This window comes from Brevibacterium sp. 1718, assembly GCF_051131255.1.
Taxonomy (GTDB): domain Bacteria; phylum Actinomycetota; class Actinomycetes; order Actinomycetales; family Brevibacteriaceae; genus Brevibacterium; species Brevibacterium sediminis.
This window is the reverse complement of the sequence record NZ_CP186550.1, coordinates 315,331-330,986: the sequence shown is the minus strand read 5'-3', so window position 1 is coordinate 330,986 and position 15,656 is coordinate 315,331. Positions and strand designations below refer to the sequence as shown.

Below are 15,656 nucleotides of genomic sequence, written 5' to 3'. Positions count from 1 at the left end.
TGAATCCCGCAAACGGTAGCGTATAGACTCCGCAAACAGTAGCGTAGCCGATCGTCGGCAACGTCGGATTGCCCGAACATCACCCACCCTGACCTGGTACTTTACCGTTCGTCACGCCTCAACCAATAAAACCCATCACCGACTCCTTGACCTGCAGGGCAGCGAGGAACCCGAACAGGGCCAAGCACACGGCCAGCAGCACGTTCGACCACTTCGTGTTGCGCAGCTGAGCCGGAACGGATGAGCGGTTGAGGATGACGAGCAGCGCCAGGGCGAGCACCGGCAGGATGAACGCGCTGATCGCCGCGTAGACGAGCACGAGGGTGACGGGTTTGCCGAGGCTCATGATGACCAACGTCGCGATCGAAAGGTAGACGAGGACGCCGCGGAACTCGATCGACCTCGCCGACATCTCATTGGCCGGCTCGTCCTGGTGCGGGTACCGACGCAGCACGCGCAGGCAGTCGGCAGTGACGTAGGCAATGCCCGAGAACCCGCCGAGGACACTCGTGTACACCACGGCGAGGAAGCTGATGAGGAACACCAACCGCCCGGTCTCACCGATCCGACCCACCAGGTCATCGGCGATCGCGAACAGCGCATCATTGTCCGCAATAGTGAAGCCCTGCCCGTAGAGGATGAAGGCTCCCACAGCGCTCATCGCCACGGCGAAGATGAAGACGAGTCCATAGCTGATGACGAGGTCAAGGCGGACGACCGGCTTCCAGTCAGGGGTCCGCCACGCCTTCTCGCGGATCCAGAACGAGTAGGCGAGGATGCCGGTCGCTCCCCCGACCCCGCCGATGAGCGACATCACCGTGATGATCGAAGTGTTCGGGAACGTCGGCACGATCGTCTCTGCGGCGACCGCTTGAGCGTCCTGGCCTTGGAACACTGAGATCGCCAGGGCCAGGATGCCGAAGAACATGATGATTCCGAAGCCCATCATGGCCTTTTCGACGATCCCGTAGCGGCCGATGCCGACAAGCACCGCCGCGGACAGCAGCACAACGATCGCGGTCGGCCAGAACGGCAGAACCGGGAAGATCGCCTGCAGAATCGTCGTCGTCACCGCGACGACTCCAGCTCCGAAGAACAGCCCGACGAGCAGCTCCGCGATGAGGAACAGCACGGGGAACGTCCGCCCGCCAAATCGAGTGAGATGGGAGATCAGGGACCGGTCGCCGCTCATCTGCAGCCGCGACACCGCCTCGGAGAGGACGAACTTGAGGATGATGCCGACCGTGAACACCCAGATGAGCGCCAGACCATATTCGGCGCCGGAGTTCATCGTCGTGATCATGTCCGAAGCGCCGACGCTGGCCAGTGCCAACACGATCCCCGGACCGATGAGGCGGAGGCGTCCAGCCCATGATGTCGGCGCCGAGGCGGCGTTCTTCGTCTGCGATGTCGTTTCGGCGGACATTGGCGGGGTGGGCTCCTTCACGTGGGTTCGTCGACGCCGCCGGAATCGTTCGCACGGGCATCGTTCGCTCAGGAGAGTATGGCCGAGGTCGTCACATTCCGGGACGAAAGTCTCACCACCCGGGAAACGCCGCTACCTCAATCCGTTCCGCAACGCTCCGCGTCAACCGCTCAAGGCCCATTCTAGTCGCCGAATCCGAGGCCGATTCGCAGTCTTCGAGCGTATATTCGACGCCATGGCTGACGCACTCGATGAGGGACCCTTCTTCCATGGCACCCGTGCCGAACTCGCTCCCGGAGACCTGCTGACCGCAGGCTTCGCCTCGAACTACCGACCCGAAGTGACGATGAATCACATCTACTTCACGGCCCTGCCCGACGGTGCAGGATTAGCCGCCGAGGTGGCCGCCCTCAACGGCGGACAACCGCACGTCTACGAGGTCGAACCCCTCGGCGACTACGTCGACGACCCGAACGTCACCGACAAGAAGTTCCCCGGCAACCCCACCCGCTCATTCCGCAGCACCGAACCGCTGCGCATCGTCCGCGAGCTCACCGACTGGAAACGCCTGAGCGAGCAGGACCTGCAGATGTGGCGCGAACGCCTCGCCGCCATCCGTGAGGATGACAGCAAAGAGATCATCAACTGACACCGCCGAGGCGGCACAGCGCTGTCCGGTGCGCCCGCGTGGGCTCAGTCCTGCTTGGCTCCGAAGACAGGGTGGTCGCTGGCGATCGAGATGCGGTTGAACGCGTTGATGAGGATCGTCGACCATTCGATCGCAGAGATCTGTTCGGTCGTCAGGTACTGCGCCACCTCAGCGGCGATCGCGTCCCGATCCTCCGTCTTGTCCAGCACGGTCAACGACTCGGCCAGGGTCAGCGCCGCGAATTCCTGATCGGTGAAGATCTCGGCCTCATGCCAGCTCGGCAGCACGTCGAGCTTGAGCTGGGAGACGCCGGCCTTCCTGGCCGCCGGGGCATGGATGCTCAGGCAGGTGCGGCAGCCGTTGATCTGCGAGACCCGCGTATTCACGAGCTCGATGAGCGCATCGTCGAGCCCCGCTTCGCGCGACGCCTTCCGCGAACTCGCGGCCGCCTGGGCCAGCGCCTTGTAGTTCTCGGGGTGGATCTTGTCGATGAATGGTCGACTTGCGTTGCTCATGCCCTCACTCACGCCTGTCGCTTGACGATGTCGATGTCGGCGCCCGTCGCATTGCGGAACTTTCCGCCTTGAGCGATGTAGTCGTCGCCGGTCTCCTTCAGCTTCTTGACGAAGAGCGGGCAGACGGGCACGACGGTCACACCACGCTCACGGGAGTCATCGAGCGCCTCGGCGACGAGGAACTTCGACAGCCCGCGGCCGCCGAACTGCTCGTCGACGACCGTGTGGTGGAAGATGCGTTCGGTCTCCGCGTCGGGTCCGGGCAGGAAGAATGCGCTCCCGGCGACTGTCCCATCGGCCACGGCGACTTCGTAGGCCTGAGTTGATTCGTTCAGCGAGACCGTGACCTCGGCCCCGGTCTTGTCTTCGAATGTCTTCGACATGGTTGACGCTCCTTCTGCTGTGGCGGCTGGGTCTCGGGTTCTACGGTGCCGGCTGACTGACGCGGCGAATTCGGTCGCCGCTGACTAGGACAGAAATCGGCGCGAACTTATTCCGCGGGCCCTCCCTGGACCTGCGGGGGCGGATTCCTCCGCGCTTTGATCGTCACGTCGGGCATCCTCGGCGCGGGGAGCCTGCCCATCCCATCGGCGTTCTGACCGGGCCCGCCCTTGCCGACGTATCCCTCGACGGCGCCGAAGCGATCGCCCTCGGCCTGCCATTCCTCGCGGTACCGGGCGATCTCCTCGTGCGTGCGGCCGATGAAATTCCACCACATGACGATCTCTTCGCCGAAGGGCTCGCCACCGATGAGGATGAGTCGGCCGGGTTCGTCGCCGCGGTTGGCGATGCGCAGCTCCTCGACGCCGGTGCCCGTGTAGCCGATCGCCGCGACCGGAAGATCGACGTTCTCCAGTGCGATATCACCGGAATCGACGAGGAGGCCGTGCTCGAACCGCGGATCGACGGGCAGGTCGATGGTTGCGCCCGGATCGAGGCGGATCTCCGCCCCGAGCAGCGGAGAGTGCGTCTTCACGGGCGACGAACCTTCGCCGAGGCGGCCGAGGAAGACGAGCATCTCCCCGCCGTCAAGCGACACCGGCTCGGGTTCGAAGTGCTCGAATTCGCGTTCGGGCTGGTGGCGAGCGGCATCGGGCAGAGCCAGCCACAGTTGGACGCCGTGCAGGGTCGTCGTGTCGTCGGTCGAGACCTCGGAGTGGCAGATGCCGGCGCCGGCGGTCATGAGGTTGACCTCACCAGGCAGAACGAGGCCCGCGTTGCCGCCGGAGTCGATGTGCTGGATGGCGCCTTCGAACAGCCAGCTGACGGTCTGCAGACCGGTGTGCGGGTGGGGTGCGACGTCCATCCCACCAGTGACGGAGACATCGGCCGGGCCGTAGTGGTCGACGAAGCACCACGGACCGATGAGGGAGCGCTGGCGCTGCGGCAGGGTCCGCCGCACGGTCATCGCGCGGGGCCCGCCCAACGGCACGTCGCGGGAGGAGATGATTTCGACAGGGGAACGTCCCTGCTGATCACAGGCCGGCCCGGGCAGTCCCCCGGCCTTGCAGACGACCCGCTCGGGACGGGTCTCAACGTTGCTCATGGCCACAGCCTAGCCGTCTTCTCACTGGGCGGGGAGGGGCCTACTCTCCCCTGCGGATCGCTCCCCTACCCCACCGGGCAGATCTTGGACACGAGCTGGAAGATCTCCTCCGCCTCGGCGTCCGTGAGACCGGAGAAGGCGGAGATGATGATCTCACCGTTCGTCTCAGCCGCCTCGGCGCAGAGCTTCTGCCCCGCCTCGGTGAGGGCGACGAGCACACCGCGGTGATCCTCCGGGTCGGGCTCCTGGGTCACGAGCCCGCGCCCCTCGAGTTTGCCGAGCAGGCGGCTGAGCGCACTGCGGCTGATCACCAGACTGCGCAGCAGGTCGCGGTGCCTGACCTGCGCCGAGGTCGACGCGTTGATGAGCACATCGAATTCGTTGGCGCTGAGCCCGTGACGGGTCCGAAACTCGTGTTCGAACCGCGTCATGAAGTCCTGATATTTCTCCATCATCAACCGCCAGGCCGCGATCTTGATCGGGCCGTTCTGCCTGATCATGCTGCTGACGGGAGTCGTCTCTTCCATCTGCCCTTCTATCCCTCACGAACTGCCGGCTGACGTGTCGGGCGGCACATTTGTTGCGCCGTCAACAAAATCGTAGTTCAATGGTATACCTGGCCCTGAGTTGTAGGGCCACGTCGACGATCCCCTCGTCGAAGTACCGGAGTATCCCCCACGAACCCCCGGCGATCACGGATGAAAACGGTCTCCCCACGACCCTTCAACACCGGCCGGGGGTATCGTATTGCCTCCCGCCTCTCCGCTCAGACCCAGGGCATCCGCTTTCCGGCCCTGCGGAACCCACCCGCCCAGTCCGGGGACATCCGCGCTTCAATCCCGGGGAATCCGCTTCCGCCACGGCCACCACACGCTGCGCCCGATGTCGTGGACGAGCGCCGGCACGACGAGCGACCGCACAAGGATCGCGTCGAGGATGACGCCGAAGGTGACGATGAAGGCGAGCTGGAAGAGGAACATCACAGGGATGACGGCGAGCGCGGCGAAGGTCGCGGCCAGCACGACTCCCGCCGAAGTGATCACCCCGCCCGTGGAGACGAGTCCCTTGAGCACGCCCGCACGGGTTCCCAAATGCAGTGACTCCTCCCGTACCCTGGACATGAGGAAGATGTTGTAGTCGATGCCGAGCGCGACGAGGAAGACGAACGCGTAGAGCGGCACCGAGGGGTCTGCTCCGGAGAACCCGATGACGTCGTTGAACACGAGAGCGGAGACTCCCAGCGCGGTGCCGAAGGACAGGACGGTCAGCGCCACGAGCAGCAGCGGTGCCAGCAGGGACCGCAGCAGCAGGATGAGCACGATCGTGACCACGACGAGGATGAGCGGGATCGCCAAGGCCCGGTCCGCCTCGGCGGTGGTGTTCGTGTCGAGGTCGACCGCGGATTCCCCGCCGACGAGGGCCTCCCGGTCGATGTCGTGCACAGCCTCGCGGATCTCGGTCACCGCGGTTTCGGCTTCGTCCGAATCCGCGACCGACTTCAGCGTCGCTTCCAACAGGACGTTGCCGTCGACCTCGGTGGGGGCCGGCGTCTCCGGCTGACCGGACCCGCCCGACTGACCGGACGCGTCCGGCCCGGCCCCGCTCGGCATTCCGCGCGGTGGGTCGATCTCCCCGTCCGTGCCGATGGACAGCGTCCCGCTCGGGGAATCGTTGGCGACGACGGTCATCGACTCGACCTCGCCGAGGCGGCCGATCGCCTGTGCCGCATCGCTGAGTTCGTCTTCCGCCACGACGATCTGCGCCGGCGATCCGGAGCCGCCGGGGAAATGCTCAGCGAGGATGTCCTGGCCGTCGCGGGCCTCGGAGTCGCCGAGCACGAAGTCGGACTGCGGGACTCCCTCGGCCTTGAACTGCGAGAGGGCGAGCAGCGGGATGGCGAGGAGGATGACGAGCGTGACCCAGATGCGGCGCGGATGCCGCGCGACCGCCTCGGCGATTCGGGCCCAGATCCCGCGCTTGGGCTTGGCCGTCTCGGCCTGGGGGCGCGGAAGGAAGGGCCAGAACACGGCGCGGCCGATGATCATCAGCGCGGCGGGCAGGAAGGTCAGTGCCGCGAACATCGCCACGACGATGCCGATCGCCGCGACCGGCCCGAGCGCCCTGGTCGAGGCGAGGTCGGTGAGCAGGAGGACGAGGAGCCCGGCGATGACGGTTCCGCCGGAGGCCGCGATCGGTTCGAGCACTCCCTTGAGGGCGCTCAATCCGGCTCTGACTCGGTCGGGTTCGTGGAGAAGCGCGTCGCGGAACCGGGCGACGACGAGGAGGGAGTAGTCCGTGGTGGCGCCGACGACGAGGATGAAGAGGATTCCTTGGACCTGCCCGTTGATCAGGAGGATTCCGGCGTCGGCGAGATGCCAGACGATGAAGATCGAGGCGGCGAGCGCGGCAACCGAGGTGAACAGGACGATGACGGGCAGCAGCGGGGACCGGTAGACGATGATGAGGATGACGAAGACGGCGATGAGCGCGACGAGCAGGAGGATGCCGTCGATGCCGGCGAAGGCTTCGGAGAGGTCAGCGGAGAATCCTGCCGGACCGGTGACGTGGACGTCCGCCGAGGTGGTCGGGGCTTCCGCGGCCTGATCCGGTGTCATGTCGGCGGCAGTCGCGGTCGGGAAGACCTTCCCGACCGCGTCTCTGATGGATTCGACGTCGTCGGAGGTGGTCGTCGAGGAGACCGGGAGGATGAGCTGGAGGGCCTCGCCGTCATCGGACGGGATGGCCGGTGAGGGGTCGGCGGCCAGCAGGTCGTCGTCTTCGAGCGTCTTCGTCAATTCATCGAGCCGGGACCGGTCGTCGTCGGTGACTCCGTCGCTGTTCTCGAGCACGACGATGGCGGGAACGTAATCGAGGTCGCTGAATTTCTCGATCTGGTCCTGGGCGCGAGTGGACTCCGCGGATTCGGGGAGGAACGATGAGCGGTCGTTCGTGGCGACCTCGGAGATCTTGCCGAAGTACGGACCTCCGACACCGGAGATGCCGACCCAGGCGACGAGGAGGACGGCGAAGAGTGCGAGCAGTGCCCCACGGCCGCGGACGGGACCCTTGGGGTGCTGTTTGGGCGCGGCAGCTGTGTCGGCGCCGTTTACGTCGTCACCGGCGGGACCCCCTCGGCGAGGGTCGGGGTTCGGCGGCGTCGAGGTCAGGAGGTGACGGGGCATGGTCTCAGGCTACGCGTGTTCGGCGGAATCGAGACATTGCAGTGCGAGGACGATTTCTGCGGCCGTCCGTGGATCGGTGAGGCGTGCGCCCAATACCTTCTCGATCTGCCCGATTCGGTAACGAACAGTGTTCTCGTGCACATGCAGCCGACCTGCAGCCTCAGAAATGTTGCCGCCGCTTTCCACGTAGGTGCGCAGTGTGGTGGAAGATTCGGGCTTGGCGATTATCGGGTTGAGGAAAGCAGCGACGAGGCGGCGGTCGAATCGTGAACTCATGCGGGCCGCCGCCCATTCGATCGGGCGCATGCGATCGACGAAAGCGAACCTCGACTCCCCCGCCGAGGCAAGCGCCACGTCCGCCGTCTGCAGCATCTCCGGTACCTGACTGAGTGCCGTGAAGAGTCCGGAGACCCCGACTCCGATGAGGCCGAAATCGTCGAGGCTACCCTCGATATCGAAGTCTGCTGTACACAGCGCGGTCCGTTCGACCATCGAACTGACGTGCCCGGAATCCTTTATGACCAGACCGCGCCCCGGGTTCGGGGTCGGTTTCCCATGCCCCGAGTCGGAGGCGTCGATGCGGAGGCGCAGGGCGCGAATCGGCTCGTAGGCTGCAAAGCCGAAGGTCTCGAGGACCCGCCAGAGCGCCGGTTCGCGACCGGGAGAGACACCGGCCTCCAAGTCGCGCAGAACCCGCGACGATTCCTCCCGTCGATTGCTCATCGAAAAGGACTCGAATCCCTCGAAGGCGCGCAGAAGTTTGGACAGAACATCGAGGATCACCTCGGCGGAAGGGTGGGTGGTGCCCGTGCCGCTGCCAGCTCTGCCCTCCCCAGTTCCACTTCTGCGCTCGCTGCCGGCAGTACCGGCCTCTTCGTCATCGGCGTGGACGGCGACGACGATGACATGGGCGCGACTGCGTAGTCGCACTGTCCGAGCGTGCACCTTCCAGCGGCCGATCGCACCGGACGTCGACTCGGCCCAGCCCGCTGGTGTCGCCGGACCGAGGACCTCCTCCTGAGTCCACCGGGCGATGAGGTGGACCGGGGCGGAACCGACGGACCTGACGACTTCGCCGAGTTCGTTGATGACGAGACCTGCGCCCCGACTCATCCGCGCTACCCGGGAGAGCGCCGATTCAAGCGGATCTGCAGAATTCATCGCGCTCAAAAGTTCATCGAAGATCCGCTCTCGCGCTAGGGCGTCTCGGCTCGAATCCATCGGATTTCACCTCTGCTCCCACTCGCCTGCTGCATCATTCCGCGCCGTCGGCACGCCTTTGTGATTCTTACAAATCTAGCCGTCTTTTCCTTCGTCTGCTCCATTGACCGGCCCGATCATCGAAGGCCAGGCTATGAGGGAAACCACAATCAAAGGAGATGACCGTGGCAGATCTACGCGTCGCAGTTGACGTCGGCGGAACATTCACCGACATCTGTGTATTCGACGAATCCACCCAGACGATGCGGGTGACGAAAGTCCCGTCCACCCCGGACAACCCCATGGAAGCTGTCCTCAACGGAGTGAAGCGGGCGAACATCGACCTCAGCCAGGTCGAGCTCTTCTCACATGGCACGACTGTTGCCACCAACGCGCTCATCACTCGCAGATTTCCCAAATCAGCGATGGTGACGACCAAGGGTTTCCGCGATGTCATTGAGATCCGCGATGGCACGAAGGACGATCTGTGGGACGCCTATTCCGATGTATCCGGCCCCTATATTCGTCGCCGTGACCGCTTCGAGGTCACCGAACGCGTCGACTACGCGGGCAACATCGTCACCGAGCTCGACGAAGACGAGGCCAGGAAGCTCGGCCGCCTGCTTAAGAAGCGCGGTGCCGACACCGTGGCCGTCTGCTTCGTCAACTCCTATGCAAACGCCGCGAACGAGATCCGGATGCGCGAGATCCTCTCAGAGGAGCTTCCCGGAGCCAGCATCTCCACCTCGGCCGAGGTGCTGCCGGAGATCTTCGAACACAACCGGTTCAACACGACTGTCGCCAATGCCGTTCTTGGTCCGTTGGTATCCGGCTACGTCGAACAGCTCGACTCCAACCTCACCGAGGACGGCTATGCCGGAGAACTCCTTCTCCTCCATTCGGGCGGTGGATCGATGACCTCGGAGATGGTCAAGCGGTTCCCGGTGCGACTCGCGGCCTCAGGAATCGCCGCCGGCGCGATCGCCGCTCAACACGTGGCCGAGCAGTGCGGTCATGCCAATGCCGTCGGACTCGACATGGGCGGCACTTCGACGGACATCTCACTCATCGCCGACGGCGAACTGCGGGAGACGAACGAATGGGAAGTCGAATACGGCCACCCCATCGTCTTCCCGAGCATCGAAGTACTCACCATCGGCGCCGGCGGCGGCTCTTTGGCTCACATCGACATCGCCGGCTCCCTGCGCAACGGGCCGCAGTCGGCCGGTGCCGCTCCCGGTCCGGTCTGCTATCGCCGCGGCGGCGACCAGCCGACGAACACCGATGCGAACCTCGCCCTCAATCGTCTGGGCACCGACCTCGCCGACGGTGAGATGACGCTGGACCGTGAGAGCGCACGGGCAGCGATCAAGGAGAAGATCGCCGATCCGCTCGGCCTCGATGTCGACTCCGCGGCCGAATCCATCGCCCAGGTGGCCAACGCGAACATGGCAGATGCGGTCCGCCTCGTGTCCATCCGTCGCGGGCTCGACCCCCGGGACTTCGCACTCATCGCCTTCGGCGGTGCCGGTGCACTGCACGGGGCGGACGTCGCTCGCGAACTCAACATCCCCACTGTAATCGTCCCGCCCAGCCCGGGAGTCACCTCGGCGCTGGGGTGCCTCCTCGTCGACATCCAGCACGACCTGTCGCAGATGTTCACCGGCGTCGCGGACTCCGCAGACGGAGAAACGGTCGAACAGCACTTCCGCGAACTCGAACTCGAAGGTCGTGATCGACTGCGGCATGAGAAAGTCGCCGAGGAAGACTCGGTCTTCGAACGTGGTATCTCGATGCGTTACCACGGCCAATGGCGGTCGCTGCAGGTGAAGATGGGCTCCGGCCCGAACGCGCTGCGCGAGGCCGTCCAACTATTCCACGAGGAACACGAGAAACAGTACGCGTTCCGGCAGGACGACACCCCGGTCGAGATCTACCAACTCCACCTCAAGGCACTTGGGAAGACACCGAAGCCGACCTTCAAACCGACCCCTGTCAGCAGCAAAGATCCCGGTGAGCCGCTCGAGGTCCGCGACGTCTACTTCGACGGACAGTGGCATTCGACGCCGGTCTACCAGCGGGAGAACTTGCCCTCGGGTGCTGCGTTCATCGGACCGGCGATCCTCAACCAGATCGACTCGACCACCGTCATCCCGCCGAACTCGTCCGCAGTGATCGATGAGTGGTTCAACATCCGCATCGCACTGACGGCAGAGACAACAGAGCCTGCGCTGTCAGCTGCGAACAATACAACACAGAACGGCCTGTGAGGAGAGACCCATGACCACAGCAACGGAACAGTCGACGTCCACGCTCGACCCGGTGACTTTCGAAGTACTCAAGAACGCTTTCGCAACCAGCGTCGACCTCATGAGCGAACAGATCCTGCGGACCTGCTATTCGTTCGTCATCTATTCACGCGACTTCTCGTCGGCACTTTGTGACCGCGACGGCAACACTGTCATGCAAGGAAGTGCAGACATCGCCGTCCACGTCGGCACCCTGCATTTCCAGTGCAAGGCCGTTATGGAGGAGTTCGGCGACGACATCAACCCAGGTGACGTCTTCCTCATCAACGACCCCTATCGAGGCGGTACCCACTTCAACGACGTCAGCTTCATTCGTCCGATCTTCGCTGATGACGAGATCATCGGCTTCGCGCAGAACAAAGGCCACTGGGCCGATATCGGTGGGTCCGTCCCGGGCTCGTTCGATGTCTCTGCCAGTGAGCACTTCGGTGAGGGTCTGCGCATCACCCCGCTTCGGGTCTGGCACAAGGGCCGGTTCCTCCACGATGTAGCTCAGCTGCTCGTGTCGAATACGCGTGCTCCCGATCAGGCCCTCGGCGATCTCAACGCCCAAGCCGAGGCCACAGCTGTATGCGAACGCGAAGTGCTCCGCCTCGTCGACAAATATTCGAAGGACACGGTCCTCGATGCGATGCAGGAGACGCAGGACTATGTCTGCCGCACCGTGCTCGCCAGCCTCGGCGATCTGCCGAACGGCGAGTGGGAGACGGTCGACTTCCTCGACGGCGATCCGGCTAAGGGCGAGGGGCTGGCTCCGATCCGGGTGAAGCTCACGCTCGATGGGACAGGTATCCACTACGACCTCACGGGATCCGCCGAGGCGGTCTCAACGTTCCTCAATTCCGGCTACGGGACGACCTTCTCTGCGATCTACGCGGGCACGAAGACGTTCTTCCCCGAGGTTCCGCTCAACTCCGGGTTCTACCAGGCGGTGACCGCAGAGATCGGCGAAGAGGGAACCGTCGTCAACGCCGGCTGGCCGCATGCAGTGACCGGGTTCTGTTCGGGCCCGTACGAGAAGGTCATGAACGCGATCTTCGAACTGTGGTCCCACATCATGCCCGAACGCGCGATGGCGTGTGCATTCAACCTCGAGTATCTGCTCGTCGGCGGTCATGATGCCAGGACCGAATCGAGCCCGTACTTCATGTGGTACGACTGGATGGCTGGCGGTTGGGGCGGCCGGTCGACGAAGGACGGTTCATCCGCGACCTCACCGGTATTCGGCACCGGACTCGCCGTGCAGCCGGTCGAGGGACAGGAGCGCTTGACTCCGGTAATCACGACTCAGCACTCGATCAACATCGACTCCGGCGGGCCGGGCAGATTCCGCGGAGGATGTGGAGTGAATAAAGGCGGCATCCTCACAGATGCGACCGGTGCGGTGATGAGCTACTGCTGCGACCGCGGGCGGTCGACGACGTGGGGCATCAATGGCGGACTGCCGTCGATCCCACACGGAGTCTGGCTCAATCCTTCGTCAGAGAACCCGCGCTACTTGGGTGCCACGTTCTCGAATGTAGCCATCAGCCCCGGTGACACGTTCGAACGACCAAGCGCCGGAGGTGGTGGCTTCGGTGACCCGCTGGATCGGCCGACTGTCGAGGTGCTCGAGGACGTCATCGACGGCTATGTCTCCATCGACCGGGCGGCGAAAGACTACGGCGTCGTCATCCGTGAGATCGATGCCGAGCTCGATGAGTACGAGATCGATGAGACCGCGACAGCGACGGAGCGGGAACGGATCCGCTCCGAACGTGCGTCCTGGCTGGAAGCCGACCCCGCCGAGGTGGCCCGCCGTTACCGCGATGGTGAGATCACCGTCCACGACGTCATCCGCCAATACGGCGTCGTGCTCGATTGGGGCACCGGAGAGTTGTTGGAGAAGTCAACGGGACAGTTCCGCGACAGTATGCGGACTCGGTCTGCTTCGCACTGGAGCTGATGACTCGAATCAATCGGGGCGCTCGTCCATTCGAGGCGAACGCCCCGATTGTTTGACCTGAATCACCTCGCGTTCGAGAGTGATAGCAGGAGAATCCACAGAGAAAAGAGGGTCGAGCATCATGAACACAGTGGCAATAGTCCAGGCAGGGTCCGTTCCATTCGATGCCGAAGCGTCGACCGACAAGGCGATCGCCCGGCTGCGGGAGGCCGCCGGCCAGGGGGCCGGGCTCGTCGTGTTCCCCGAAGCGTTCATCGGCGGCTACCCGAAGGGCAGCACGTTCGGTGCTCCCGTGGGAATGCGCACCGGGCAGGGCCGGGCGCAATTCGAACGGTACTTCGACGGAGCAGTCACCGTCGATGGACCGGAAATCACCAAGCTCGCCGAGGCGGCCCGCGAGGTCGGTGCCTTCGTCGTCATCGGCATCATCGAACGGTCCGGCAACACCCTCTATTGCACAGCAGTGATGATCGACCCGAAACTCGGGATCGTCGGCGCACACCGGAAGCTCATGCCCACCGGCACCGAGCGTGTCATCTGGGGATTCGGAGACGGGTCGACTCTCGACACGATGGACACACCTTTCGGCCGAGTGGGCAGCGTCATCTGCTGGGAGAACTACATGCCACTGCTGCGCCAGGCGATGTACGCCAAGGGCGTCTCCGTCTACTGCGCGCCGACGGTCGACGACCGTCCGACCTGGACGGCGACGATGACGCATATCGCCTTGGAGGGCCGCACTCACGTGCTCTCGGCATGCCAGTTCATCACGAAGAGCGAGTTCCCCGACGACCACCCCTTCGACGAGGAACTCCCCTACGGCGAGACCGCGATCCGCGGCGGCAGCGTCATCGTCGCACCCACCGGCGAGGTGCTGGCGGGACCGGTCTATGACGAGGAGACGATCCTCTACGCCGACATCGACCTCGGCGCCAAGACCCGTTCGCACCTCGATTTCGACCCGGTGGGCCACTACTCCCGGCCGGACGTTTTTGAGCTGCGAGTCGACACTCGCGCGAAGAGCTCCGTGACGTTTGAGTGAAGCGGCGGGCGGCCGATCGCGAAGGCCGCTCGACTTCGTCCTTGCCGGCCAATGCATCCGGTCGCATCACTTCTAGGACAGGTCATCGGTTCGCGTCCTGATGACCTGTCCTAGAAGTGATGGCGGATTGCACTTAATGTGATGACGGCATGTACCTGTTGCGGTACCTCCGCTTATCGGCCGGTGCTGTGAGCGTTAGATCCTCATGGACTGCCGCTGGCGACGCCGCTCCCTCAGCCCGAGCAGAACGTCGATGACGACGAACCCGACGAGGCTGATACCAACAAGCGGCAGGAACACACCGATCACGATTGCGGCAGCACCGACCGCAGCCACACCCCACCACGGAGCCCCATTGAGCACACCGCGCGCGGGTGCGCGCCCGAACCGTCTCGCCGGACCGCGCTTCGGCCGACGCTGCCACCACATGACATATCCCCAGATCACCATCGACGCGATGGCGATAGCGAGTGCAACGAGCACGATCTGGTTGGCCAAGCCGAACAGTGTGCCCATGTGCAGGTCGACACCCCAGCGGGCGAGCTTGGCCGCCACACCGTAATCGGAGAAGTCGACCCGGTCGACGGCTTTCATCGTCTCGGGGTCGAAGGCGACCGTGTCGACCTGAGTGGGCCAGCTGCGCTGAATCTCCTGCACCACCCATGCGGATCCGTCTTCCTCGGGCGGCAGGATCTCGACGGACTCGGAGTCGATGCCGACCCCACGAGCCATGGCCAACATCATGTCGAAGTCGGCCGGGTCGATGGCGGAACGAGCAGCGGCAGAGTCGGCCGCCTCGGCGGAGGTTCCATGGTGCGCATGCGCACCGGCGCTCGCTGCACCGGCTGCGTCTTCCGCATCGTTCTGACCGCCGAGTTCCGTCGACACCGCCGGAGTCTCCCAACTCAGCGCGGCACGCAGCTTCGTCACGTTGTCCCCGCCCAGCTGCGACCAGGTGATCCCGGTGGCCGAGAGGAACAGCATCCCGATCGCCGCCCAAATACCCACCGAGGCATGCCAGGAGAACGTGCGTCTCAGCCCCTTGTGCTTCCGGTTCGGTCGCAGCATCGCGGCGGGCTTCTTCGTTTTGCGAGCGCGGAGGATCCAGAGGACGAGACCCGCGGCGGCGACGATTCCCAGCCATGAGGCGGCGAGTTCGCTGTAGATCCGTCCGACGTCGCCGAGGTGGAGGCTCCGGTGCATCTGATCGATCCACGTCCGCAGCGGCAGGGCACCCGAGGTTCCGTAGACGGTGAGGTCTCCGACCACCTCAGCGGTGGCGGGATCGACGAAGATCGCCCGGGATTCGCTCTCGCCGAGGCTGGGATCGGAATACATCACTCGCGTGGTATCGCCCGGCTCGGGGGCCGGCCGCACGGCGGACAGCGTCGAATCGCTGCCTGCGATGACAGTGTTCGCGGCGTCGATCTGGTCCGCCAGTGGCAGAGGGTCGTCGGTGGCGGGGACGCTGAGCTGGTCGGCATAGACCAGCTTCTCGAGCGTCGGGCTGATCGCGTAGGCCGCCCCGGTGAGCGCGGCGATGAGGATGAACGGACCGATGAGGATGCCCGCGTAGAAGTGGAGACGGCGCAGGAGCGGACCGAGCCACGGAATAGGACGGTCGGGGCGGTCGGGGCGGTTACGGTGGCGGGTCGGTTCCGGGCCCGAGCTTTCGGGCACGGTTGATGAAGGTGTGGTCATGATAATGCTTTCTCTCAGGTGCGCTGAGCCGGATCGGGTCGGCCCGATGCCCTCGACGAGCAGATGCGCTCGACGGGCAGTTGCGGTCGGCAGTGGTTGCGCACGACACGCAGTCGCGGCCGACGACCGGATGGGGTCAGC

12 protein-coding genes are annotated in these 15,656 nt (G+C 64.6%); 4 read left to right on the top strand and 8 right to left on the bottom strand.

Features of this window, described 5'->3' with window-relative positions; genetic code table 11:
- Positions 1-118: 118 nt before the first annotated feature.
- Positions 119-1,426 (bottom strand): Nramp family divalent metal transporter, encoded by a 1,308-nt coding sequence (locus tag ACOZ9V_RS01465; RefSeq protein ID WP_139469516.1) that lies wholly within the window; start codon positions 1,424-1,426, stop codon positions 119-121.
- Positions 1,427-1,661: 235 nt separating this feature from the next.
- Between ACOZ9V_RS01465 and arr the strand changes: the two genes are divergently transcribed.
- The gene (gene arr / locus ACOZ9V_RS01460; RefSeq protein WP_139469517.1) at positions 1,662-2,075 is read left to right on the top strand and encodes an NAD(+)--rifampin ADP-ribosyltransferase; all 414 of its coding nucleotides are present in this window, start codon (positions 1,662-1,664) and stop codon (positions 2,073-2,075) included.
- Positions 2,076-2,119: 44 nt separating this feature from the next.
- On the opposite strand, the gene ACOZ9V_RS01455 is transcribed toward arr, so the two are convergent.
- The 6 genes from ACOZ9V_RS01455 to ACOZ9V_RS01430 all read right to left on the bottom strand — a co-directional run bounded on the left by ACOZ9V_RS01455 (position 2,120) and on the right by ACOZ9V_RS01430 (position 8,479).
- Positions 2,120-2,590, bottom strand: coding sequence for a carboxymuconolactone decarboxylase family protein (locus ACOZ9V_RS01455; protein ID WP_139469518.1), 471 nt, complete (start codon positions 2,588-2,590; stop codon positions 2,120-2,122).
- Between the two features lie 8 nt (positions 2,591-2,598).
- Positions 2,599-2,973, bottom strand: coding sequence for a GNAT family N-acetyltransferase (locus ACOZ9V_RS01450; RefSeq protein ID WP_181271412.1), 375 nt, complete (start codon positions 2,971-2,973; stop codon positions 2,599-2,601).
- 107 nt (positions 2,974-3,080) lie between these two features.
- A complete protein-coding gene (locus tag ACOZ9V_RS01445) occupies positions 3,081-4,136 on the bottom strand; it encodes a pirin family protein (RefSeq protein ID WP_181271413.1) in 1,056 nt (351 codons plus the stop codon).
- A 65-nt stretch (positions 4,137-4,201) separates the two neighbouring features.
- Complete coding sequence (locus ACOZ9V_RS01440) at positions 4,202-4,663, bottom strand: MarR family winged helix-turn-helix transcriptional regulator (RefSeq protein ID WP_139906619.1); 462 nt, start codon at positions 4,661-4,663, stop codon at positions 4,202-4,204.
- Between the two features lie 306 nt (positions 4,664-4,969).
- Positions 4,970-7,318, bottom strand: coding sequence for an MMPL family transporter (locus ACOZ9V_RS01435; RefSeq protein ID WP_434592996.1), 2,349 nt, complete (start codon positions 7,316-7,318; stop codon positions 4,970-4,972).
- Between the two features lie 9 nt (positions 7,319-7,327).
- Positions 7,328-8,479, bottom strand: a complete 1,152-nt coding sequence (locus ACOZ9V_RS01430; RefSeq protein ID WP_181271415.1) for a PucR family transcriptional regulator — start codon at positions 8,477-8,479, stop codon at positions 7,328-7,330.
- 224 nt (positions 8,480-8,703) lie between these two features.
- Between ACOZ9V_RS01430 and ACOZ9V_RS01425 the strand changes: the two genes are divergently transcribed.
- The 3 genes from ACOZ9V_RS01425 (at position 8,704) to ACOZ9V_RS01415 (ending at position 13,814) form a co-directional block, all read left to right on the top strand.
- The gene (locus ACOZ9V_RS01425; RefSeq protein WP_434592993.1) at positions 8,704-10,788 is read left to right on the top strand and encodes a hydantoinase/oxoprolinase family protein; all 2,085 of its coding nucleotides are present in this window, start codon (positions 8,704-8,706) and stop codon (positions 10,786-10,788) included.
- Positions 10,789-10,798: 10 nt separating this feature from the next.
- Entirely contained in the window at positions 10,799-12,772 is a 1,974-nt protein-coding gene (locus ACOZ9V_RS01420; RefSeq protein ID WP_434592990.1) for a hydantoinase B/oxoprolinase family protein, read from the top strand.
- A 121-nt stretch (positions 12,773-12,893) separates the two neighbouring features.
- Positions 12,894-13,814, top strand: a complete 921-nt coding sequence (locus ACOZ9V_RS01415) for a carbon-nitrogen hydrolase family protein (protein ID WP_181271418.1) — start codon at positions 12,894-12,896, stop codon at positions 13,812-13,814.
- A gap of 195 nt (positions 13,815-14,009) precedes the next feature.
- On the opposite strand, the gene ACOZ9V_RS01410 is transcribed toward ACOZ9V_RS01415, so the two are convergent.
- Positions 14,010-15,515: a PepSY-associated TM helix domain-containing protein gene (locus ACOZ9V_RS01410; protein ID WP_181271419.1), complete on the bottom strand. Its 1,506-nt coding sequence runs from the start codon at positions 15,513-15,515 to the stop codon at positions 14,010-14,012.
- Positions 15,516-15,656 lie beyond the last annotated feature (141 nt).